The organism is Streptomyces sp. NPDC015661 (assembly GCF_043077765.1).
Taxonomy (GTDB): Bacteria; Actinomycetota; Actinomycetes; order Streptomycetales; family Streptomycetaceae; genus Streptomyces.
In genome coordinates, this window is sequence record NZ_JBIBST010000010.1 from 147,643 (window position 1) to 169,728 (window position 22,086).

Here is a 22,086-nt window from a genome sequence, read left to right on the forward strand (position 1 = left end):
CGCGCGCGGGCCCACACGGCGGGTGGGTGGGGTGCGGGACGGTTGCCCGCGCGGGGGCGGGGTGCGGGACGGTTGCCCACGCGCGGGTCGGGTGCGGGACGGTTGCCCGCGCGGGGGTGGGTTGGGTGCGGGACGGATCCCCACTCGTGGGCGGGGTGCGGGACGGTTGCCCGCGCGGGGGCTAGAGCAGCGTGTCGGTCTTCTTTGCCAGTGCGGTGAGCGCGTCCGCCGCGACCCGCACGTTGGTGTCCACGACCAGCCGGCGTTCGCCGACCCCGAGCGGACCGGGCCGCGCGGACCAGGCCGCGACGCGTTCGGCGAGCTGCGCGGGGGAGAGGTCCTGGTCCAGGTGGCCCGGGTGGCGTCGGCGGGCCCGGAACCGTTCGGCGGCGAGCGCCGGGTCGCAGGCGCAGTGCACCTCGACGAGGCGGGCGCCCAGCGCGTGGAGGCGCGCCGGGGCCGTGTCGTGGTGCCACCAGTTCACGAGGACGGCCCGCCCGACGTCGGCGGCCAGCGCGTACAGGACGTCGTCGGCGGCCCGGCTCAGCCGGTGCCGCCACGCCTGGTCGCCGACGCCGAGGGAGTCGTACAGCGCCTCAAGGATCACGTCCTTGTCGACGACCGGCAGGCCGAGCCGGGTGGCGAGCCCGCGGGCCAGGGTGCTCTTTCCGCTCGCGGGCAGGCCCGAGACGATCACGAAGGCGCGGTCGCTCACGTGCGCAGCCCCGCCCGCCGGGCCGTCTCCTCCGCGCGGGCGCGGTCGGACGCCGCCGCCCCGCGGTCGCCGGCGGCCTCGTGGACGTCCGCCCGTCGCCGGAGCAGGTCCACGACGTCCTCGGCGACTCCCAGTTCCTCGAAGAGCGCCAGGGCCTCCCCGAGCAGCGGCAACGGCTCGGCCGAGAGGCCCGCGAGACCTTCGAGGGCCGTCGCCGTCCCCCACCGCTCCCCGAGCGCCCGGAACCCCGCGAGGGCCTGCGTGAAGAGGGCCTTCGAGGACGTCAGGTGCGCGTGACCCACGAGTCCCAGCGACCGGGACCAGGCGTCGTCGCCGAGCCGCAGGCCCTCCACCGGGCCCACGGACGTCGACCACAGGAACGCCGTGTACGGCTGCCGCAGCGGAGCCGTACCCGCGGTGAGGAACCCCCTGGCCCGGTCGACGTGTTCGCCCTCCCGGAGGCCCGCCGCGAGGACGCACAGCGCGTACTCCTCGCCCCGTTCCGCGGTGGGCTCCACCCGGTCCAGGAGCTCCGCGACCGGCGCCGCCACCGTGCCGCGCAGGCCGCGCAGCCACCAGTACGGGCTGAGCGCCGCCACCAGCCGCAGCCCCTCCTCCGGCGTGCCCCGCCGCAGCGCCGCCCGCAGGTTCGCGTCCTCCGCGTCGAGCCGCGCGAGCCACTCCAGCTGGGCGGGTCCGCGTAGTTCGGGATCGGCGGCCTCGGCGAGCTCCCGGTAGTACGCGTGGTGCGCGGCCGGCGCCGGGTCCCCGGCCGGGAGCCGCTCGGCGGCGTACGCCCGGATCGTCTCCAGCATCCGGTACCGGCCGTCGTCCCGTACCTCCACCAGCGACTTCTCCACGAGCGACGCCAGCGGTCCCGCGCCCGCCCCGCACACCCGGGTCACGGCCTCCGCCGTCGCCCCGCCGCGGAACACCGAGAGGCGCGCCGCCAGTTCCTGTTCGCCGGGTTCGAGGAGCGACCAGCTCCACTCCACCACGGCCCGCAGCGTGCGGTGCCGCTCCGGCGCGGTGCGGTCCCCGCGCGACAGCAGCTCGAACCGCTCGCCGAGCCCGTCCGCCAGCTCCTCCACGGACAGCGTCCGCAGCCGGGCCGCCGCCAGCTCGACGGCGAGCGGCAGCCCGTCGAGGCCGGCGCAGAGCTCCGCCACGCGCGCGTGCCCCGTGAATCCGGGCCTGACCGCCGCGGCCCGCCGTACGAACAGCTCCTCCGCCGCCCCGGGAGCCAGCGCGCCGAGCGGCAGCAGGGACTCCCCGGTGATCCCGAGGGCCTCACGGCTCGTCGTCAGGACCCGCAGCCCCGGGCAGGCGGCCAGCAGACGCCGTACGAGGACCGCCGTCTCCACGACGACGTGCTCGCAGTTGTCCACGATCAGCACCACCGGCCGCCCGGCGAGGGCCCCTTCGAGCCGCGCGGCACCCCGCACCCCGAGTGCCGCGGCGAACGCCTCCGCGACGTCGGCGGACGAGTCGCCGGTACGAGCGCCCGGAGTGCCCGCCACCACCCCCAGGTCCACGAACCGCACCTCGCCCGGCAGCCCCGCCCCCACCTCGATGGCGAGGCGCGTCTTGCCCGCGCCGCCCGGGCCCACGAGGGTCACGAGCCGCGCGGCCGCCAACAGGCCGGTCAGGCGCTCCCGTTCCCGCTCGCGGCCCACGAAGTCCGTCAGCGGCGCGGGCAGCGGCGGAGACGTCCGCCCCGGCGCCGCCGCCGGCCCGCCCCGCAGCAGCTCCAGATGTACGGCGGACAGGTCCGGCGACGGATCGGCCCCCAGCTCCTCGGCCAGGGCCGCCCGCACCTCCTCGTACACGGCCAGCGCCTCCGCCTGCCGGCCCGCGGCGCCGAGCGCCCGCATCTGCAGGCCCCGCAGCCGCTCCCGCAGCGGCTGCTCCCGGACGGCCCACTCCAACTCCCGTACGAGGACGCCCGGGTCACCGCCGACGGTCAGTTCGGCGGCCGCCCACTCCTCCACCGCGTCCAGCCGCATCCCGTCCAGCCGGGCCGCCTGGCCCGCGGCGAACGGCGCGTCCCGTACGTCGGCCAGCGCCGGCCCCCGCCAGAGCCCGAGGGCCTCCCGCAGCAGGACGGCCGCGCGGCCGGGGTCGCCCGCCGCGGCGGCCCGCGCACCCTCCCGCGCCAGCGCCTCGAACCGCAGGACGTCCACGTCCGTGGCGGGATCTCCGACGGTCAGCCGGTACCCGGCGGGCGAGAACTCCACCCCCACGCCCGGCGGCAGGGCCCGGCGCAGCCGCGAGACCTGTGCCTGCAGCGCCCCCTGGGCGCCGGCCGGGGGCTCGTCCCCGTAGAGACCGTCGACGAGCCGCTCCACCGGGACGGTCCTGCCCGCGTCGAGGAGGAGCCGGACCAGCAGGGCGCGGACCTTGGGTCCGCCGACGGCGGGCATCGGGGCGCCGGAGGCGTCGGCTGTCGCGAGCGGCCCGAGCAGGCGGAAGATCATGTGCGGATTGTGTCCCGGCGGACGGCGGATCCTCCAGCCTCCCGGGTTCCTCAGGCCGTCGCCCGCGCGCGCGTGGCCGGGTTGCGGGCGGTCAGGGTGACCCCGACGGCGACCGTCGCCGCCGCGACGAGCCCCGCCGCGAGCACCGCCCAGTGGCCCGCGAACGTGCACATCAGGATCAGGAACGACGAGACCGGAAGGACCATTTGCTGGGCGATGCCGACCTTGAAGTAGCGGGCGTGCAGCAGCCACACCGACAGCAGGAACACGGCCGACGGGATCGTCACGGCGGCGGAGGCGGCGAGCGTGGAGATGTGGGCCTCGCCCACGGCCTGCTCGACGGCGATCTCCAGACCCGCGCCGACGGCGGCCGCCGACGCGAAGATCACGTAGTGGCCGTAGCCCCACAGGAAGGCCTGGCGGCTGGAGGTCAGCCGGTCGTGGGCGGGCACGACGAAGTAGATCCACCAGGCGGCGAAGACCAGCAGCAGACCGCCCGCGGCGATCGGGATCACCTCGCCGAGGGCGTCGTTCTCGGTGATGCCCGTCTTCACGGCGACGGTCGCGGCGGCGACGGTCTCGCCGAGCACGATGATGGTGAACAGGCCGTACCGCTCGGCGATGTGGTGCGGGTGCCAGGCGCTGACCGCGTCCTTCTCCGCGTACAGCGGAACGGCCAGCTCGGCGAAGACCATCACCAGGAAGACCCACGGGCGGGCCGGCTCGGGCGCCAGGACCAGCGCGAGCCAGCCGGCCTGGACGGTGACGACCCCGCCCGCGTACCGGCGGCACATCGTCCGCTCGGCCGGGTCGGTGGCGTGGTGGGCGGCGCGCAGCCACTGCGAGGCCATCGCGAGGCGCATCACGAGGTAGCCGAGGTAGACGACGAGGAAGTCGTGCTCCTCGAAGGCGCTCGAGACGCCGGCGGCGAGCACGAGCACACCGGCGATCTGGACGAGGGTGATGACCCGGTAGAGGACGTCGTCGTTGTCGTAAGCGGAGGCGAACCAGGAGAAGTTCATCCAGGCCCACCAGATGGCGAAGAAGACCATCGCGTAATTGAGGATGCCCTGGCCCGCGTGGCCCTCGGCGATCGCGTGGACGAGTTCGGCGCCGGCCTGGGCGACGGCCACGACGAAGCACAGGTCGAAGAAGAGCTCCAGGGACGTGGCGACCCGGTGCGACTCCTCGCGGGAGCGGGCGGTGAGGGGCAGGAACGGTTGTGTCATGCGCCCCAGCACAGCAGAGCGGGCGGCGGGCCCGCTCGCGTGCCACGCCCTTCGTGCCGTTCGCGCCCTTCGCTCCCTTCATACCGTTCGCGCCCTTCGTGCCGTTCGTACCGTGCGGCCGCGAGCTCCGCGACGCGGGGACGGTCGGCGAGGGGCTCCGTGACGGGACCCAGGCCCGCCCTTCCGGTGACGCCGACGCCGACGACGCCGCGGACGTGGAGGGCGTCGCCGCCTTCGCCGCCGGACTCGGCGGTGTGTCCCGCATGGACATCCTGCCCTTCCACAAGCTCGGTGAAGCGAAGTGGCAAGCACTCGCCAAGCCGTTCACCCTGCACGACACCCCGTCCCCGACGGCCGAGCAGGTCGCCGCGCCCGCGAGGTGTTCCAGGCCCACGGGCTGCGCGCCGTCTGAACGACGCGTCACCCCCGTAGCAGGCAAAACAGGACTAAACAGGTCATACAGCTTTACCGTGGCCGCGTGACCGAGCCACCGCAGACAGCCGAGCCGACCCCCGAACCCGGCCCCGCCCCGGGCCCCGCGCCCGGCCTCACGGCGGCCGACGGCCCCGCACCCCAGACCCCCGCCGCCGTGCGCCGCCGCGCCACCCTCGCCGGCACCGCCGTCTCCGTCCTGCTGATCCTCGCGATCGTCTTCGGCAGCCGTCTGCTCCGCGACTTCGACTCGGCACTCCTGCCCTACGCCGTGGCCACCGTCTTCCTCGCCTTCGGCGTCGCCTACCGCTACACGGTCTGGATCTCCGCGCCCGGCGCCCGCCGCCTCTTCCGGCAGGGCTGGCGCGCCTTCTTCTCCGCCGAGAACTTCCGCAGGGCGCCCACCGCCCTGCCCAGGATGATCGCCACCTACCTCGGCTTCCAGAAGTTCCTCGGCGCCCGCTCGCACGCCCGCTGGGCCGCCCACCAGCTCGTCTTCTGGGGCTGTCTGCTCGCCGCCGCCATCACCTTCCCCCTCACCTGGGGCTGGTTCACCTTCACCTCCTCCACCGGCTCCGGCCCCGGCTACGAGATGCGGATCTGGGGCTTCAAGATCATCGGCTTCGACGCGCTCAACGCCGTCGGCTGGCTGATGTTCCACGGCCTGGACATCGCCGCCGTCCTCGTCATCGCCGGCACCTCCTACTTCCTCTGGCGCCGCATGAAGGACCGCGGCGCCGTCACCGGCCAGCGCTTCGCCTACGACCTGGTGCCGCTGATCGCCCTGATCGTCATCTCCGTGACCGGCCTGCTGCTGACCTTCTCGTCGATCTTCCTGCACGGCGGCGGCTACGAGTTCCTCGCGATCCTCCACATGGTGTCCGTCGTCTTCACCCTCATCTACATCCCCTTCGGGAAGTTCTTCCACATCGTCCAGCGGCCCGCCGCCGTCGGCATGCAGCTGTTCAAGTACACCGCCCGCCGCGAGGACGGGGACGAGATCCTCACCTGCCGCCGCTGCCACGAGCCCATCGACACCGCCCCGTACGTCGAGAACCTCCAGGGCACCATGCGCGACCTCGACCTCGGCTTCGACGAGTGGGCCGAGTACTGCCCCCGCTGCAAACGCGTCCTGCGCGGCACCGCCTACCTCGACCACGTGAAGAAGGGCTTCAAGTAAGTGACCGCGACCGACCCTTCCCGCGCGCTGCCGCTCGACCCCTCCCTCGCCCCGCCCGGCACCCGCCAGTTCCGCGACGCCGGCGGCATCCCCGCCGACCGCTGGCACGCCGACCAGAACGGCGAGACCCTCGTCCCCACCCACTGCTGCTTCTGCGGCGTCCAGTGCGGCATGTACCTCCGCGTCGACCGGGGCGGCAAGGTCTTCGGCGTCGAACCCCGCAACCACGACATCAACCGCATGCGGCTCTGCCCCAAGGGCATCAACGCCTACCAGCAGGTCAACCACCCCGACCGGCTCACCGCCCCCCTCATGCGGCGCAACCGCGACGAGGAGTTCCGCGAGGTCAGCTGGGAGGAGGCCCTCGACCACACCGCCGCCGAGATCCGCCGCATCCAGGGCGAGCACGGCAACGACTCCTTCGGGCTCCTCGGCGGCGCCAGCCTCTTCTCCGAGAAGACCTACCTCGTCGGCAAGTTCGCCCGCGTCGCCCTCAAGACGAAGCACGTCGACTACAACGGCCGCCTCTGCATGGTCTCCGCCGCCGGAGCCAACAAACTCGCCTTCGGCATCGACCGCGCCGGCAACCCCTTCTCCGACATCCTCCTCACCGACTGCCTCCTCATCGCCGGCTCCAACGTCGGCGAATGCTTCCCCGTCATGACCCAGTACCTGTGGGGAGCCCGCGACCGGGGCGCCACCCTCATCGTCGTCGACCCCCGCGAGACCGCGATCGCCCGCACCGCCGACGTCCACGTCGCCCTCAAGCCCGGCACCGACTCCGCCTTCTTCAACGCCGTCCTGCACGTCGTCGTCGCCGAGGGCCTCACCGACGAGACCTACCTCGCCGACCACACCACCGGCTGGGACGAGGTCAGACGCACCGTCGCCGACTACCCGCCCGCCCGGTCCGCCGAGATCTGCGGCGTCCCCGAGGAACAGATCGTCCAGGTCGCCCGCATGTTCGCCGGCGCGGACAGAGCCATGGCCTGGCACGCCCGCGGCGTCGAACACCACTCCCAGGGCGTCGAGAACTGCCTCTCGATCATCAACCTCTGCGTCGCCACCGGGAACATCGGCAGGCCCGGCGCCGGCTACGGCACCATCACCGGCCAGGGCAACGGCCAGGGCGGCCGCGAACACGGCCAGAAGTCCGACCTCCTCCCCGGCGGCCGCTCCATCACCAACCCCGAACACCGCCGCCAGATCTGCGAGATCTGGGGCATCGACGAAGCCGAACTCCCGCCCGCCGGCACCTCCATGATGGAGATGGTCTGGCAGATGCAGCGCAAGGAGATCCGCGGCCTCGTCGGCATCTGCAACAACCCCTTCGTCTCCCTCCCGAACTACGCCACCGTCAAGGACGGCTACGACACCCTCGAATTCCACGCCCAGTTCGACTTCTTCCTCTCCGAGACCGCCGCCAACGCGCACGTGGTCTTCCCCGTCACCGTGTGGGCCGAGGACGAGGGCGTCATGGCCAACGCCGAGGCCAGGGTCGTCAAGCACAACAAGGCCCAGGAACCCCCGGCCGGCGTCCGCACCGACACCTGGGTCATCTGCGAGCTCGCCAAGCGGCTCGACGCCGGCGACAAATTCGCCTTCCCCGACTCCCGCTCCGTCTTCGAGGAGCTCCGCACCGCCTCCGCCGGAACGGTCAACGACTACTACGGCATCACGTACGAGCGACTGGAGGAGACCGGCGGCATCGCCTGGCCCTGCCCGAGCACCGAGCACCCCGGCACCCCCCGCCTCTTCGAGGACGGCCGCACCTACCACCCCGACGGCAAGATCCACCTGCAGGTCGTCGCCTGGCACCCGCCCATGGACCCGTACAGCGAGGAGTACCCCCTCTCCCTCACCACCGGCCGCACCGTCGCCCACTTCCTCTCCGGCAACCAGACCCGCCGCCTCGGCGCCCTCGTCGAACAGACCCCCCGCCCCTGGGTCGAGGTCCACCCCTCGCACGGCTTCCGCAACGGCGACCCCGTCCGCGTCGTCACCCGCCGCGGCAGCGAGGTCTTCCCCGCGCTCGTCACCGAGGCCATCCGCCCCGACACCGTCTTCGTGCCCTACCACTGGCCCGTCCCCACGGCGGCGAACGCCCTCACCATCGACGCCCTCGACCCGCGCTCCAAGATCCCCGAGTACAAGGTGTGCGCCGCCCGCATCGAGGCCGCCGACCGCGTCGACGAGGTCCCCGCCCCGCCCACCGCCCCCGGACACCAGGCCTACCCGGAGACCCAGGTCTCCCGCACCGACCCGCTGCCCCCCACCTCGCCCCAGGGCCGCGGCACCGCGGAGAGGAGCTGACCCGCACATGATGGGCCGCACGATCTTCATCGACCCGGGCCGCTGCATCGGCTGCCAGGCCTGCGTCTCCGCCTGCCGCGAATGCGACTCGCACCGCGGCAAGTCGATGATCCACCTCGACTACCCCGACGAAGGCCACTCCGTCGCCTCCCTCCCCACCGTCTGCATGCACTGCGAGGACCCCGTCGCCCCCTGCGCCGAGGTCTGCCCCGCCGACGCGATCCTCGTCACCGCCGACGGCGTCGTGCAGCAGGCCGACACCACCCGCTGCATCGGCTGCGCCAACTGCGTCAACGCCTGCCCCTTCGGCGTCCCCAAGATCGACCTCCAGGCGAAGCTCCAGATGAAGTGCAACCTCTGCTACGACCGCACCGCCTACGGCCTCGCCCCGATGTGCGCCACCGTCTGCCCCACCGGCGCCCTCTTCTACGGAACCCTCGACGAGCTCCGCGCCGAACGCCCCGGCGTCCAGGTCGCCGACTCCTTCACCTTCGGCAGCACCACCGTCACCACCGGAGTCGCGATGGTCGTCCCCGCCGACAAGGTCCAGTGGCCGGTGCCCGGCGGCCTCCCCGTCGTCGAGATCAACGGAAGGGATGTGAGCGCAGCGAACTCGAACAAGGGTGGCGGCGGGCGAGGGGAGGGCGTCCGTTGAGCGTCACCGACCCCCAGCCGCCCGCACCGGACGCCCGCACCGACGCGGCCCAGGAAGCTCTCCACGACCGGATCGCCGCCGACTCCCTCACCACCCGCCGCGACTACCTGCGGATCGTCACCACCGTCTCCGGCGGCCTCGCCGTCGGCGGCATCGCCGTCGCCTCCGGCATCCTGCACCGGCACGGCGACCCCGACGGCCTCCCCGAGATCAAGAAGATCGCCGACCGGATCGAACCGGGGGAGTCGCTCGCCTTCCGCTACCCCGGAGAGGAGGACCGGGCGATCGCCGTCCGCATGGACGACGGCACCCTCGCCGGATACTCCGCCGTCTGCACCCACCTCGCCTGCGCCGTCCTGTGGCGCAAGGAACGGGGGAGCGAGGGCGAGCTGTACTGCCCCTGCCACGAGGGCATCTTCGACGCCCGTACGGGAGAGGTCACCGCCGGCCCGCCCCCGCGCGGACTGCCGAAGGTGATCCTGATCGAGCAGGCCGACGGCAGCGTCTGGGCCATCGGCACCGCCCGCTCCGGCGAGAGCCTCGAAGAGGGCTACTGCCGCCAGCGCGGCGTGGGCAGCCCGCTCTGCGCCCGGCTGGAGAACGCGGCCTCGGAGGAGAGTGAGCGGGCATGACCGACACGCCGTTCCCGAAGGACCCGGAGAGCCCAGGGGGCCCCTCCCCCTCCCCCTCCGCCCCCATCCCCCCTCGCCCCGCCTACACCCCCGGCAGCGCTCAGCCCCGCCTGAACCGGCCCGTGCACGAGCGGTACCCCCAGATCCGGCCCACCAGCGGGTACGGGGATCCCCGGATCCGGCACACCGGGCCGGGGCCGGGGGCGGGTACGGAGCAGGAGCCGGAACGCTCGTCGAAGCTCTCGGCCCGCCTCGCGCTGGCGCTGACGGTCGTCATCGGCCAGCTGTGGGGCCTGACGATCGTGGTGGACGAGTGGATGACCGGGGACACCGGCACCGCCTGGTGGGGCGCGGGCTTCCTCGTCCTGTCGTTCCTGGTGGTCCTCGGCCTCTGGCTGATCGACCCGAAGGACCGCTGATCAGCGGGGTCCGGGGCGGGTGAGCGGGCGTAGTCTGGAGAGATGAGCACCGCCCCCGCCCACGGACCGCGAGACGCGAAGCAGCCCGGCATGACATCCAGTCCCGAGAACACTCCGAAGAAGCCGGCACTCGTCTTCGACGATCCGCTGGACCGGCAATCCGCGGACGACACGGACCGCGGGTGGGGCGAGCGGCCTCCGGCCGGCGACAGTGCCGCCGACCTCGCGCGCTTCCTCGACGAGAAGCCGCCGCACCACCTCTGAAACCGGCCTACCGCGCCGGTCAGGAGGTGGAGTGCGCCCCGGCGCCGCCACCGCCCGCGACCCCGGATCCGGGGTGCGTGTTGTTCACGGCCGGGACGCGCTGGGCGACCAGGTGGTCGCGGATCTCCTTGAGCACCTCCAGCTCGCTGACCTCCAGGACCTCCTCGACACGTTCCTTCGCCTTCTCCTGCGCGGCGCGCTTGGAGAGGATCTTCGCCATCGGCAGGACCATGAGGAAGTAGACGACGGCCGCGGTGATCACGAAGCTCAGCACCGCGCTGAGGACCAGGCCCCACTGCAGCCGGACGCCCTGCACCTCGCCGTTGACCACCGCGCAGGTGCCCTTGATGCAGGACGCGTAGCCCTCCAGGTCCTTCGTGCCGAAGGCGCCGACGACCGGGTTGATGATGCCCTTGACCACCGAGTTCACGATGTTCGTGAAGGCGGCACCGATGACGACCGCCACCGCCAGGTCGATCACGTTGCCACGCATCAGGAAGGCCTTGAAGCCTCCCAGCAGACTTTCCTTCTTCTCGGCCACCGAGGTGCCTTTCGTCGCGTGTGAGGTCGCGTGTGAAGTCGCGAGTGGTGTCGCGCGTGATGTCGCGAGTGATGTCGCGAGTGATGTCGCACGTACCGCTGTGTGCGGAGCCATTAGGCCGTGAACGGCGCAGAGGCGTCCAATCCGTACACACGGGACGGTGACTTGACAGCGAGTCAGTGCGAATCAGCACAGCGTCACCGCCAGTTGGGACGTGACACCGGCACCTGCCAGCGCCGCCGCCGTCGACCGCGGCACGGACAGGACGACGAGCGCCCCTCCGTCCGATCGAGTCTCGCCCGGCCGTGGAACTTCGGCCACTCGGGCGCCCGTCGCCACCACCCGGGCCTCAGTCTCGCCGCCCAGCGGCGAGTTGGGTGCGGCGATCACGTCGACCCGGTCGCCGGGCCGCAGCAGCCGTACGGTCGCGGCGTCCGCGATCCGTACCGGCGCGGACACCAGGGGTGCGGCGGCGGGCGGCCGCGCGCGGGCGGGCGCCGGGGGAGGGGGTGCGGCCGGGGCGTTCGTGTGCGCGAGGGCGAGCGCGCCCGCCGTCAGGGCCAGGAGCAGCGCCGGTGCGCGCCGCCCGCGCCGGAGCGCCCTGCGCAGCCGGTGCCGGGCGCCCCGCACTCGTAGCGGCTCGAAGGCCGGCACCGTACGGGGCGCGGGGACGGAGGAGGAGAGGTTCGTCGTCATGGGGAGTGCCGCCTGTCCTGGTCGGGATCGGGATGTGCCCCACTGTCCCGACTCCGCCGCCGCCCCGCTCCGGCCTGGGGATCACCCTGTAGCTGTGGAGAACTCCCCCACCCCCAGGGGTGGTTTACGGCAGCTCGATCCCCAGGTCCCAGCCCTCGTGCGCATGGGTGCACAGGCAGTCCCGGTCCACCGTCGACGGCAGTGTCGCCACGGCGTCGAAGAGGACCTCCCGCAGCCGGTCCACGTTCTCGCCGAACACCCGCAGCACCTCGGTGTGCGAGACGCCGTCGCCGGTCTCGGCGCCGGCGTCCAGGTCGGTGACGAGCGCGAGTGAGGCGTAGCAGAGGCCCAGCTCGCGGGCGAGGACGGCCTCGGGGTGTCCGGTCATGCCGACGACCGACCAGCCCGCGGCGGCGTGCCAGCGGGATTCGGCGCGGGTGGAGAAGCGGGGTCCTTCGACGACGACCATGGTGCCGCCGTCGACGGGTTCCCAGCCGCGTCCCCGGGCGGCCTTGACGGCGGCCCGCCGCGCGTCGGGGCAGTAGGGGTCGGCGAAGGTCACGTGGACGACGTTCGGGAGGGCCCCGTCGGCCCGCCGTTCCCCGTCGAAGTAGGTCTGGGCCCGGCTCTTCGTGCGGTCGACGAGCTGGTCGGGCACGACGAGCGTGCCGGGGCCGTACTCCTCGCGCAGTCCGCCGACGGCGCAGGGTCCGAGGATCTGCCGGACGCCGACGGAGCGGAGTGCCCAGAGGTTGGCGCGGTAGTTGATGCGGTGCGGCGGGAGGGTGTGGCCGCGGCCGTGCCGGGGGAGGAAGGCGACCTGCCGGCCGGCGAGGGAGCCGAGGAAGAGGGAGTCGCTGGGGCTGCCGTACGGGGTGTCGACGGACACCTCGGTGACGTCCTCCAGGAAGGAGTAGAAGCCGGAGCCGCCGATCACGCCGATGTCCGCGTACACGTCATGGTTGGCCATGCCGGTCACCCTACGCAGGGTGTGCGGAAACGCCGAGGGCCCCGTCGCGCGCGGCGACGGGGCCCTCGGTGGAAAGCGGAAGGACTAGGCGGCCGAGCTTCCGGTGCTCGACGAGGACGTCGAGGAGGAGGAAGCGGTCGACGCGGCCGGCTTCGAGTCCGTGGAGGACGACGAAGAGGGCGACGAAGAAGAGGACGACGACGTGGTCGAGGACTTCGACGAGGCCGGCGAGCTGCTGGACGACGAGCCGCGGCTGTCGTTCCGGTAGAAGCCGGAGCCCTTGAAGACGATGCCGACGGCCGAGAACACCTTCTTCAGGCGTCCCTGGCAGCTGGGGCACACGGTCAGGGCGTCATCGGTGAACTTCTGCACCGCCTCGAGGCCTTCGCCGCACTCGGTGCACTGGTACTGGTAGGTCGGCACTTGACTTCCTCCTGGCACTCACACTCATCGAGTGCTAACGACGATCCATAGTGACGTATTCCGTGGCCTCAGTCCACCGTCACCGGCACGCGGTGACCGATACCACGTGCGGCGACCCGGCTCGCCTCGCGCGGCTTCAGCCGCGAGCGGAGGGCGAGCAGTGTGGCCAGGGCGAGGGCGGTGCCGGCCATCGGCACCAGGAATCCGGTGCTCGCGCCGTGGGCGTCGGCGAGGCGGCCGGCGACCGTGACGGCCGCGGCCTGGCCGAGCGCGACGGCGCCGGTGAGCCAGGTGAAGGCCTCGGTGCGGGACGAGGCCGGGATGAGGGTCTCGACGATGGTGTAGCCGGTGATCAGGGCGGGGGCGATGCACAGGCCGACGACGAGGCCGAGGGCGGCGAGGAGCAGCACGGAGTGCGTGGTCCACAGCAGGGAGGCGGCGACGGTGAGGCCCGCGTAGCCCAGGATCAGGCGGCGGCGGGGGCCGGTCTTCCAGGCGACTGCGCCCATGGCGATGCCCGCGAGCATGTTGCCGGCGGCGAAGATCCCGTACAGGAGGCCGTTGGCGCCGGGGTTGCCGATCTCCTCGGTGAAGGCGGTGAGGGAGACCTGCATGCCGCCGAAGACGGAGCCGATGCCGAGGAAGGCGACGACGAGGACGCGGACGCCGGGGACGGACAGGGCGGAGCGGTGGGGCTCGGCGCCGTGGTGTCCGGCGGCGGCGGTCAGGCCGTACGCGGGCTGGGTGGCGCGCTGTGCGGCGAAGAACAGGCCGCCGACGAGGGTGAGGGCGGCCTCGGCGATCAGGCCCGCGGCCGGGTGGACGCCGGTGCACAGGGCGGTGGCGAGGACGGGGCCGACGACGAAGGTGAACTCGTCGGTGACGGATTCGAAGGCGGCGGCCGTCGGCATGAGCGGGGTGCCGTCCAGCTTGGCGGCCCAGCGGGCGCGGACCATCGGCCCGACCTGGGGCACGGAGGCGCCGGCGGGGACGGCGGCGAGGAACAGCGCCCAGAGCGGGGCGCCGGCCAGGGCGAGCGCGACGAGCAGGGAGACGGCGGCGGTGTGGACGAGGACGCCGGGGATCAGGACGGCGCGCTGGCCGAAGCGGTCGGCGAGCTTGCCGCTCTGCGGGGCGAAGAGCGCCATGGAGACGCCGGTGACGGCGGCGACGGCGCCGGCGCTGCCGAAGGAGCCGGTGGTGTGCTGGACGAGCAGGACGATGCCGATGGTCAGCATCGCGAAGGGCTGCCGGGCGGCGAAGCCGGGGAGCAGGAAGGACAGTGCACCGGGTGTGCGCAGGAGCTGCCCGTAGCCGGGCCGCTTGTCCGTGATGACCGTGGACGCCACGGTCCTTGCCTTTCTGCCGCCTGGTAGCGCGCCCCCTGCACGGTGGTGCGGGTGTCGCCGAGAGCTGTCCTCATGCGCGTTACTGCGGTAGATACCGGGTCGGCCCCACTGCGGAGGGGTGCCACGGCCGCCATACGGTCGCGCCAGCTCTGCGTCAGGCAGAGTTGGTTCGATCAGGTGTGCCTTCATGGTACAGGGAAGAGCGTCTTCCCGCCTGGGAAAACGCTCCCGCACCTGAATTAATGCCTGCGATTAACCGGATGTTTTCTTGTGGTGTCCGCTGCCCGGCAGGTGGAAGCGGCTCGTGGCCGTGGGTTCGGAGGCCGCTGTCGCGCCCCCGGTCCCGAGCCAGCCGGCGAGCTTGCCGCCCTGTCCGACGGCCCGCAGCCGCCGTTCGGTGGCGTCGCGCACCGGGTCGGTGGCGACGACGAGGAGTTCGTCGCCGTGCCGCAGGACGGTCGCGGGGCCGGGTACGAAGCTGGCGTCCTCCCGTACGACGAGGGTGACTGCGGCTCCGGCCGGGAGGCGCAGCTCGGCGACCTCGACGCCGTGCATCCGGGAGCTCTCGGGGACGGCGACGGAGAGCAGGTGTCCGCGCAGCCGTTCCAGGGGTGCGGACTCGACGCCGAGGTCGGCGGCCTCGGCGGAGTCGCCCAGCTTGAGGGCCTTCGCCAGCCAGGGCAGCGTCGGGCCCTGGACGAGGGTGTAGACGACGACGAGGACGAAGACGATGTTGAAGATCCGCTCGCTGCCTTCGATCTTCGACACCATGGGGATGGTGGCGAGGATGATGGGGACGGCTCCGCGCAGGCCGGCCCAGGACATCAGGGCCTGTTCCTGCCAGGGGATCCGGAAGGGCAGCAGGCTGACCAGGACCTCCATGGGCCGCGCGACGACGGTCAGGACGAGGCCGATGACGACGGCGGGCCAGAAGTCGTGGCCGAGCTCGTGCGGGGTGACGAGCAGGCCGAGCAGGACGAACATGCCGATCTGGGCGATCCAGCCGAGTCCCTCGGCGAAGCCGCGGTTCGCGGGCGCGTGGGGCAGCTTGGCGTTGCCGAGGACCATCGAGGCCAGGTAGACGGCGAGGAAGCCGGAGCCGTGGGCCATGGCGCCGGCGGCGTACGCGACGACGGCGATGGCCATGACGGCGATCGGGTACAGGCCGGAGGCGGGCAGGGCGATGTGCTTGAGGCCGTAGGCGCCGACGAAGCCGACGGCGAGGCCGACGGCGACGCCGATGGCGAGTTCGAGGGCGATCTCGGCGATGAGCAGGTACCAGTGGTCGACCGGTCCGACGGTGGAGAAGGCGACGACGAGGATGACGACGGGGGCGTCGTTGAAGCCGGACTCGGCCTCCAGGACGCCGGTGACCCGTGAGGGGAGGGGCACCTTGCGCAGGACGGAGAAGACGGCGGCGGCGTCGGTGGAGGAGACGACGGCGCCGATGATCAGAGCCTGCCGCCAGTCGAGGCCGACGAGGTAGTGGGCGCCGGCGGCGGTGATGCCGACGCTGACGGCGACGCCGACGGTGGAGAGGACGACCGCGGCGGGCAGCGCCGGCTTGATCTCCTTCCACTTCGTGCCGAGACCGCCCTCGGCGAGGATCACGACGAGGGCGGCGTAGCCGATGACCTGGGTGAGTTCGGCGTTGTCGAAGGCGACGTTGCCGATGCCGTCCTGCCCGATGGCGACGCCGATGCCCAGGTAGAGCAGGAGGCTGGGGAGCCCGCTCCGGGAGGAGATCCGGACGGCCGCGACGGCCACGAGCAGGACGAGGGAGCAGACGAGCAGGAGTTCGTTGAGCTGGTGGACAGTCAGTGGCCGTTCCTTTCCCTCACGCGCGGCTGGATCGTTCCTCCAGCGGCAAGGTACTTCGTTACCTTACCTAATCTTTAACGCTTTCTTGACGCCCCCTTTGCCTCTCCTCGCTCATCAGTACGGTTCTCTTCCTGACACCGCGTCCGGGCCGTCCGGACGCTGCGCCTAAGGTTGCTCCCGTACTCCAGGACCACCCTGCCCCTCGAAGGACAGCGATGCCCTCCAACACGACCGCGCCCCCCGGCAAGAAGACCGCCAAGAAGAAAGGGCGGCGCGCCCGCCTGATCCTCGTCGTCCTGGTCCTCGCACTGGTCGCGGGCATCGGCTTCGGCGGGTACTGGGGGGTCAGCACCGTCCGGGCCTCGTTCCCGCAGACGACCGGCGAGATCCGCCTCGACAAGCTCTCCGCCGACGTCGAGGTGAAGCGGGACGCGAACGGCGTCCCGCAGATCTACGCCGACAACGAGACGGACCTCTTCCGCGCCCAGGGCTACGTCCAGGCGCAGGACCGGTTCTACGAGATGGACGTCCGCCGGCACGTCACCGCGGGCCGCCTCTCCGAGATGTTCGGCGAGAGCCAGGTCGACACCGACGCCTTCCTGCGCACCCTCGGCTGGCGCCGGGTCGCGCAGCAGGAGTACGACGAGGTCCTGTCGCCGGAGACGAAGAAGTACCTCCAGGCGTACGCGGAGGGCGTCAACGCCTACCTCAAGGACCGCGCCCCGAAGGACATCTCCGTCGAGTACGCGGCGCTCGCCCTCACCAACGACTACACGATCGAGCCGTGGACCCCGGTCGACTCGGTGGCCTGGCTCAAGGCGATGGCCTGGGACCTGCGCGGCAACATGCAGGACGAGATCGACCGCTCGCTGATGACGAGCCGGCTGAGCGCGAAGCAGATCAAGGAGCTCTACCCGGAGTACCCGTACGCGCTCCACCAGCCGATCCTGGGCAACGGCGCGGTCGACGAGTCCACCGGCAAGTTCGACCCGAAGGCGAAGGCCGGCGAGGGCGACGGCGCCACCACCGGGGACACCCCGGGCACCGGCCCGGGCGGTTCGGGCGGCGGAGTCTCCTCCCAGCTCGGCGCCCTCTCCGAGGTCCTCGACACCGTTCCGGCCCTGCTCGGCCCGAACGGCAACGGCATCGGCTCGAACTCCTGGGTCGTCTCCGGGAAGTACACGACCTCCGGCAAGCCGCTGCTCGCCAACGACCCGCACCTCGCGCCCCAGCTGCCGTCCCTCTGGTACCAGATGGGCCTGCACTGCCGCTCGGTCTCGGCCACCTGCCGCTACGACGTCGCCGGCTACACCTTCTCCGGCATGCCCGGCGTGATCATCGGCCACAACGACAAGATCGCCTGGGGCCTCACCAACCTCGGCGCCGACGTGACCGACCTCTACCTGGAGAAGATCGGCCCCGACGGCTACCTCGTCGACGGCAAGGTCAAGCCGTTCACGAGCCGCGAGGAGACCATCAAGGTCGCCGGCGGCGAGGACCGCACGATCACCGTCCGCTCCACCGACCGCGGCCCGCTCGTCTCCGACCGCTCCTCCGAACTGGAGAAGGTCGGCCAGAAGGCCCCCGTCGGCAACTCCGCCCCCGACCGCGGCACCGGCTACGGCGTCTCCCTCCAGTGGACCGCGCTCCAGCCCGGCCACTCGATGGACGCGATCTTCGCCCTCGACCGCGCCAAGGACTTCACCACCTTCCGGGCCGCCGCCCGGTACTTCGAGGTGCCGTCCCAGAACCTGATCTACGCCGACACCGAGGGCAACATCGGCTACCAGTCCCCGGGCACGATCCCGCAGCGGACCAAGGGCGACGGCACCCTGCCCGCGCCCGGCTGGGACTCCTCGTGGAAGTGGAAGGGCTACATCCCCTTCGAGAAGCTGCCCTACGAGTACAACCCGGAGCGCGGCTACATCGTCACCGCCAACCAGGCCGTGATCGACCACAAGACCTACCCCGACCTGCTCACGAAGGACTGGGGCTACGGCTCGCGCAGCCAGCGGATCAACGACCTCATCGAGTCGAAGACCAAGGACGGCGGCAAGATCTCGCCGGACGACATGCGGACCATGCAGACCGACAACCGCAGCGAGATCGCGACCCTGCTCAACCCGCTGCTGCTGAAGGTCGACATCTCCGACCCGCAGGTCCGCGAGGCGCAGAAGCTCCTCGAAGGCTGGGACTACACCCAGGAGCCCGACTCGGCCGCCGCCGCCTACTTCAACGCGGTCTGGCGCAACGTCCTCAAGCTCGCCTTCGGCAACAAGCTGCCCAAGGAGCTGCGCGCCGAGGGCGACTGCATCAACGTCCGACCGGCCCAGGCCACCGGCCCGGTCGACGAGCAGAACAAGCTCGTCCGCGAGTGCGGCGAGCGCGACCCCGACTCGGCGCAGCCGGACGGTGGCGACCGCTGGTACGAGGTGGTCCGCCCGCTCCTCAAGCAGGAGAAGAACGAGTGGTGGAAGACCCCGGGCAACCGTCTGGACCCGGCCACCGAGACCCGTGACCAGCTGCTCGCCCGCGCCATGAAGGACGCCCGCTGGGAGCTGACCGCCAAGCTCGGCAAGGACGTCTCCACCTGGAGCTGGGGCCGGCTGCACCAGCTGACCCTGAAGAACCAGACCCTCGGCACCGCCGGCCCCGGCGTCGTGCAGCAGCTCCTCAACCGCGGCCCGTGGAACCTGGGCGGCGGTGAGGCGGCCGTCGACGCCACCGGCTGGAACGCCGCCGGCGGCTACGAGGTCATCTGGGTGCCGTCGATGCGGATGGTCGTGAACGTCGGCGACTGGGACAAGTCCCGGTGGGTCAACCTGACCGGCGCCTCCGGGCACGCCTTCCACTCGAACTACACCGACCAGACGGACACCTGGGCGAAGGGCGAGCTGTACGACTGGGCCTACGGCAAGGCGGCGGTCGACGCGGCGGCGAAGGACACGCTCACGCTGAAGCCCTAGAGCCGGGCCTCGGGCCCTGGAAGCGAGTGACCCCCTCCGGGGTCACCACCGCCTGCACGGGGTGGTCGTGCGGTTCCTCCGGGACCCGGGCGACCACCTCGTCCGCGTAGAGGAGCACCACCAGGGCCGGATCCACGCCCGCGCGTGCGAGCCGGGCGAGGACCCGGTCGTACGAGCCGCCGCCCCGCCCGAGCCGCATCCCGCGCCCGTCGACCGCGAGGCCCGGCAGCAGGACGGTGTCGGCGGCGCAGACCGCCTCGGGGCCGAGCCGGGGCCCGGTCGGTTCGAGGAGCCCGCGGCCGGCCCTCGCCAGCGCCTCCGGTCCCTCGTACGCCGCCCAGTCCAGGTCGTTGTCGGGGAGCAGGACGGGGAGCAGGACCCGCACCCCGCGCGCGTGGAGGGCGTCGAGCAGGGCGCGCGTGCCCGGTTCGCGGCCGACCGACACATAGGCGGCGACGGTGGCCGCCCCGGCGAGTTCGGCCAGATCCATTCCGTGCCGGGCGAGGGATTCGGCCGCGTCCTCGATGAGAACAGGAGAAAGTGCGGCGCGGGCGCCCAGAAGTCGGCTGCGCAGCAGGGTCTTTTCGGACATCTCAGGTGTCATGGCGGCCTCATGTATATGTACGAAATTCTTGTAACTGGCTTTATGTGAAGGAAGTTAACCGAAGCCACATCTTCCTCTCATTCCGAACGGCTAAGGTGCACCGCATGAATCAGTCGTTCCCCAGGCTCGGTCGGATCAGCAAGGCTGTCATCCCCGCCGCCGGTCTCGGCACCCGCTTCCTGCCGGCGACGAAGGCGACCCCGAAGGAGATGCTGCCGGTCGTCGACAAGCCGGCCATCCAGTACGTCGTCGAGGAGGCCGTCGCGGCCGGGCTCTCGGACGTTCTGATGATCACCGGCCGGAACAAGCGGCCCCTGGAGGACCATTTCGACCGGAACTACGAGCTGGAGGAAGCTCTGATCCGGAAGGGCGACGAGGAACGCCTCTCCAAGGTCCAGGAGTCCAGCGACCTCGCCACCATGCACTACGTCCGCCAGGGCGCCCCGCGCGGCCTCGGCCACGCCGTCCTCTGCGCCGCCCCGCACGTCGGCGACCAGCCTTTCGCGGTGCTCCTCGGCGACGACCTGATCGATCCGCGCGACCCGCTGCTCGCGCGGATGGTGGAGGTGCAGGAGCGGGAGGGCGGCAGCGTCATCGCCCTGATGGAGGTCGAGCCCTCGCAGATCCACCTCTACGGCTGCGCGGCGGTCGAGCCGACCGGTGACTCGGACGTCGTCAAGGTGACGGACCTGGTCGAGAAGCCGGATCCGGGCGAGGCGCCCAGCAACTACGCGATCATCGGCCGTTACGTCCTGGATCCGGCCGTTTTCGACACCCTGCGGGAGACCGAACCCGGCCGGGGCGGCGAGATCCAGCTGACCGACGCCCTGCAGAAACTCGCCTGGGACGAGAAGCTCGGCGGCCCCGTGCACGGCGTCGTGTTCAAGGGGCGCCGCTATGACACCGGCGACCGCGGGGACTATCTGCGTGCCATTGTCAGACTCGCGTGCGAACGTGAAGATCTGGGACCGGACTTCCGGGCCTGGCTCCGGAGATACGTCAGCGAGGAGATGTAGCACCTTGAGCAGCAGCGCGGCACACGACCACGAGCACGACCACGCGGCAGGCGCGGCGGACCCCTGCGCGGGCCCGGCCCGCGGCCTGTGGTCGGTGGACGAGCACCTCGCCGACATCCTCGCGACGGTCTCCCCGCTCGAACCGATCGAGCTGCAACTCCTCGACGCCCAGGGCTGCGTCCTCGTCGAGGACGTGACGGTGCCGGCCGCGCTGCCTCCCTTCGACAACAGCTCCATGGACGGGTACGCGGTCCGGGTCGCCGACGTCTCCGGCGCCACCGGGGAGTTCCCCGCCGTCCTCACCGTCATCGGCGACGTCGCCGCGGGCGCCGGCGGCCTGCCCGAGGTCGGCCCCGGCCAGGCCGCCCGGATCATGACCGGCGCCCCGCTGCCGCCCGGCGCCGAGGCCGTCGTCCCCGTCGAGTGGACCGACGGCGGCACGGGCGGGGGCGCGGCCACCGGCATGACCGCCGCGAGCACCGCCCCCGAGGGCGCCGCGGGCGAGGTCCGGGTGCACCGCTCCGCCGAGGCCGGCGCCCACGTGCGCAGGGCGGGCAGCGACGTGCGGGCCGGGGAGCTCGCCCTCGCGGCCGGCACGGTCCTGGGGCCGCCGCAGATCGGCCTGCTCGCCGCGATCGGCCGGGGCACCGTGAAGGTCCGCCCCCGCCCCCGCGTGGTCGTCCTCTCCACCGGCAGCGAGCTCGTCCAGCCCGGCGAGCCGCTGGGCGAGGGCCAGATCCACGACTCCAACAGCTTCGCGCTCGCCGCCGCCGCGCGGGACGCCGGCGCCCTGGCCTACCGGGTGGGGGCCGTCGCCGACGACGCCGAGTCGCTGCGCGCCACCATCGAGGACCAGCTCATCCGGGCCGACCTGATCGTGACCACCGGCGGGGTGAGCGTCGGCGCGTACGACGTGGTGAAGGAGGCGCTGACCGCCGACGGGCAGGTCGACTTCCGCAAGCTGGCCATGCAGCCGGGCAAGCCGCAGGGCTTCGGCGCGGTCGGCGCCGAGCAGATCCCGCTGCTCGCCCTGCCGGGGAACCCGGTCTCCTCGTACGTCTCCTTCGAGCTGTTCGTGCGCCCCGCGATCCGCGCCCTGATGGGCGTGAAGGACCTGCACCGGCCGCGGGTGCGGGCGGAGCTGGCCGCCGGCAAGGCCCTGTCGTCGCCGGCCGGCCGCCGCCAGTTCCTGCGCGGCACGTACGACCCGGAGGCGGGCACCGTCACACCCGTGGGCGGTGCCGGTTCCCATCTGATCGCGGCCCTCGCGCACGCGGACTGCCTGCTCGTGGTCCCGGAGGAGACGGAGAGCGTGGAGCCGGGCGCCGAGCTGGAAGTGGTCCTCCTCGGCTGAGGGGTCCAGGGTGGGGGTACGGTGCAGTCC

Annotated in this window: 20 protein-coding genes; 10 read left to right on the forward strand and 10 right to left on the reverse strand. The window is 72.3% G+C overall.

Annotated elements, in window-relative coordinates:
• Positions 1-181 precede the first annotated feature (181 nt).
• From ACF07V_RS26785 to ACF07V_RS26795, 3 genes are read right to left on the reverse strand one after another with little or no spacing between them, the layout of a single operon-like run.
• Complete coding sequence (locus ACF07V_RS26785) at positions 182-715, reverse strand: AAA family ATPase (protein WP_392157849.1); 534 nt, start codon at positions 713-715, stop codon at positions 182-184.
• Positions 712-3,192 (reverse strand): ATP-binding protein, encoded by a 2,481-nt coding sequence (locus tag ACF07V_RS26790; RefSeq protein ID WP_392157850.1) that lies wholly within the window; start codon positions 3,190-3,192, stop codon positions 712-714. The genes ACF07V_RS26785 and ACF07V_RS26790 overlap by 4 nt, the downstream gene beginning before the upstream one ends.
• A 50-nt stretch (positions 3,193-3,242) precedes the next feature.
• Positions 3,243-4,421, reverse strand: a complete 1,179-nt coding sequence (locus ACF07V_RS26795) for a low temperature requirement protein A (protein ID WP_392157852.1) — start codon at positions 4,419-4,421, stop codon at positions 3,243-3,245.
• Positions 4,422-4,519: 98 nt separating this feature from the next.
• Here ACF07V_RS26795 and ACF07V_RS26800 point away from each other — a divergent pair, with 98 nt between their 5' ends.
• From ACF07V_RS26800 to ACF07V_RS26830, 7 genes are read left to right on the forward strand one after another with little or no spacing between them, the layout of a single operon-like run.
• Positions 4,520-4,903, forward strand: coding sequence for a hypothetical protein (locus tag ACF07V_RS26800; protein WP_392157854.1), 384 nt, complete (start codon positions 4,520-4,522; stop codon positions 4,901-4,903).
• Positions 4,900-6,033: an MFS transporter gene (locus tag ACF07V_RS26805; protein ID WP_392157856.1), complete on the forward strand. Its 1,134-nt coding sequence runs from the start codon at positions 4,900-4,902 to the stop codon at positions 6,031-6,033. The genes ACF07V_RS26800 and ACF07V_RS26805 overlap by 4 nt, the downstream gene beginning before the upstream one ends.
• The gene (locus ACF07V_RS26810) at positions 6,034-8,346 is read left to right on the forward strand and encodes a molybdopterin oxidoreductase family protein (RefSeq protein ID WP_392157857.1); all 2,313 of its coding nucleotides are present in this window, start codon (positions 6,034-6,036) and stop codon (positions 8,344-8,346) included.
• A gap of 7 nt (positions 8,347-8,353) precedes the next feature.
• On the forward strand, positions 8,354-9,001 hold the full coding sequence (locus tag ACF07V_RS26815; RefSeq protein WP_392157859.1) for a 4Fe-4S dicluster domain-containing protein: 648 nt from the start codon (positions 8,354-8,356) through the stop codon (positions 8,999-9,001).
• A complete protein-coding gene (locus ACF07V_RS26820) occupies positions 8,998-9,633 on the forward strand; it encodes a ubiquinol-cytochrome c reductase iron-sulfur subunit (RefSeq protein WP_392157861.1) in 636 nt (211 codons plus the stop codon). Before ACF07V_RS26815 ends, ACF07V_RS26820 begins: the two co-directional genes overlap by 4 nt.
• Positions 9,630-10,052: a hypothetical protein gene (locus tag ACF07V_RS26825; RefSeq protein ID WP_392157862.1), complete on the forward strand. Its 423-nt coding sequence runs from the start codon at positions 9,630-9,632 to the stop codon at positions 10,050-10,052. Before ACF07V_RS26820 ends, ACF07V_RS26825 begins: the two co-directional genes overlap by 4 nt.
• 42 nt (positions 10,053-10,094) lie before the next feature.
• Positions 10,095-10,316, forward strand: a complete 222-nt coding sequence (locus ACF07V_RS26830; protein ID WP_392157864.1) for a hypothetical protein — start codon at positions 10,095-10,097, stop codon at positions 10,314-10,316.
• 19 nt (positions 10,317-10,335) lie between these two features.
• Here the strand turns inward: ACF07V_RS26830 and mscL are convergent, their stop codons facing one another.
• From mscL to ACF07V_RS26860, 6 genes are all read right to left on the reverse strand, one after another.
• On the reverse strand, positions 10,336-10,857 hold the full coding sequence (mscL, locus tag ACF07V_RS26835) for a large conductance mechanosensitive channel protein MscL (protein ID WP_392157866.1): 522 nt from the start codon (positions 10,855-10,857) through the stop codon (positions 10,336-10,338).
• A gap of 186 nt (positions 10,858-11,043) precedes the next feature.
• On the reverse strand, positions 11,044-11,553 hold the full coding sequence (locus ACF07V_RS26840; protein WP_392157868.1) for a hypothetical protein: 510 nt from the start codon (positions 11,551-11,553) through the stop codon (positions 11,044-11,046).
• A gap of 124 nt (positions 11,554-11,677) precedes the next feature.
• Entirely contained in the window at positions 11,678-12,523 is an 846-nt protein-coding gene (locus ACF07V_RS26845; protein WP_392157869.1) for an S-methyl-5'-thioadenosine phosphorylase, read from the reverse strand.
• Positions 12,524-12,607: 84 nt separating this feature from the next.
• Positions 12,608-12,946, reverse strand: coding sequence for an FmdB family zinc ribbon protein (locus ACF07V_RS26850; protein WP_392157871.1), 339 nt, complete (start codon positions 12,944-12,946; stop codon positions 12,608-12,610).
• A gap of 68 nt (positions 12,947-13,014) precedes the next feature.
• A complete protein-coding gene (locus ACF07V_RS26855; protein WP_392157873.1) occupies positions 13,015-14,295 on the reverse strand; it encodes an MFS transporter in 1,281 nt (426 codons plus the stop codon).
• Between the two features lie 252 nt (positions 14,296-14,547).
• Positions 14,548-16,116, reverse strand: a complete 1,569-nt coding sequence (locus ACF07V_RS26860; protein WP_392158157.1) for a potassium/proton antiporter — start codon at positions 16,114-16,116, stop codon at positions 14,548-14,550.
• A 215-nt stretch (positions 16,117-16,331) separates the two neighbouring features.
• Here ACF07V_RS26860 and ACF07V_RS26865 point away from each other — a divergent pair, with 215 nt between their 5' ends.
• Entirely contained in the window at positions 16,332-19,082 is a 2,751-nt protein-coding gene (locus tag ACF07V_RS26865; protein ID WP_392157875.1) for a penicillin acylase family protein, read from the forward strand.
• Here ACF07V_RS26865 and ACF07V_RS26870 read toward each other — a convergent pair.
• Positions 19,066-19,686 (reverse strand): 5-formyltetrahydrofolate cyclo-ligase, encoded by a 621-nt coding sequence (locus tag ACF07V_RS26870; RefSeq protein WP_392157877.1) that lies wholly within the window; start codon positions 19,684-19,686, stop codon positions 19,066-19,068. The genes ACF07V_RS26865 and ACF07V_RS26870 overlap by 17 nt on opposite strands.
• A 104-nt stretch (positions 19,687-19,790) precedes the next feature.
• On the opposite strand from ACF07V_RS26870, the gene galU reads away from it, so the two are divergent.
• The gene (galU, locus tag ACF07V_RS26875) at positions 19,791-20,702 is read left to right on the forward strand and encodes a UTP--glucose-1-phosphate uridylyltransferase GalU (RefSeq protein ID WP_392157879.1); all 912 of its coding nucleotides are present in this window, start codon (positions 19,791-19,793) and stop codon (positions 20,700-20,702) included.
• Between the two features lie 4 nt (positions 20,703-20,706).
• A complete protein-coding gene (glp, locus tag ACF07V_RS26880) occupies positions 20,707-22,056 on the forward strand; it encodes a gephyrin-like molybdotransferase Glp (RefSeq protein WP_392157881.1) in 1,350 nt (449 codons plus the stop codon).
• Positions 22,057-22,086 lie beyond the last annotated feature (30 nt).

Coding starts and splice junctions, on each gene's coding strand:
- ACF07V_RS26790 (WP_392157850.1), bottom strand. CDS start 3,192: ATGATCTTCCGCCTGCTCGGGCCGCTCGCGACAGCCGACGCCTCCGGC.
- ACF07V_RS26795 (WP_392157852.1), bottom strand. CDS start 4,421: ATGACACAACCGTTCCTGCCCCTCACCGCCCGCTCCCGCGAGGAGTCG.
- ACF07V_RS26815 (WP_392157859.1), top strand. CDS start 8,354: ATGATGGGCCGCACGATCTTCATCGACCCGGGCCGCTGCATCGGCTGC.
- ACF07V_RS26825 (WP_392157862.1), top strand. CDS start 9,630: ATGACCGACACGCCGTTCCCGAAGGACCCGGAGAGCCCAGGGGGCCCC.
- ACF07V_RS26830 (WP_392157864.1), top strand. CDS start 10,095: ATGAGCACCGCCCCCGCCCACGGACCGCGAGACGCGAAGCAGCCCGGC.
- ACF07V_RS26840 (WP_392157868.1), bottom strand. CDS start 11,553: ATGACGACGAACCTCTCCTCCTCCGTCCCCGCGCCCCGTACGGTGCCG.
- ACF07V_RS26845 (WP_392157869.1), bottom strand. CDS start 12,523: ATGGCCAACCATGACGTGTACGCGGACATCGGCGTGATCGGCGGCTCC.
- ACF07V_RS26865 (WP_392157875.1), top strand. CDS start 16,332: ATGCCCTCCAACACGACCGCGCCCCCCGGCAAGAAGACCGCCAAGAAG.
- ACF07V_RS26870 (WP_392157877.1), bottom strand. CDS start 19,686: ATGACACCTGAGATGTCCGAAAAGACCCTGCTGCGCAGCCGACTTCTG.
- galU (WP_392157879.1), top strand. CDS start 19,791: ATGAATCAGTCGTTCCCCAGGCTCGGTCGGATCAGCAAGGCTGTCATC.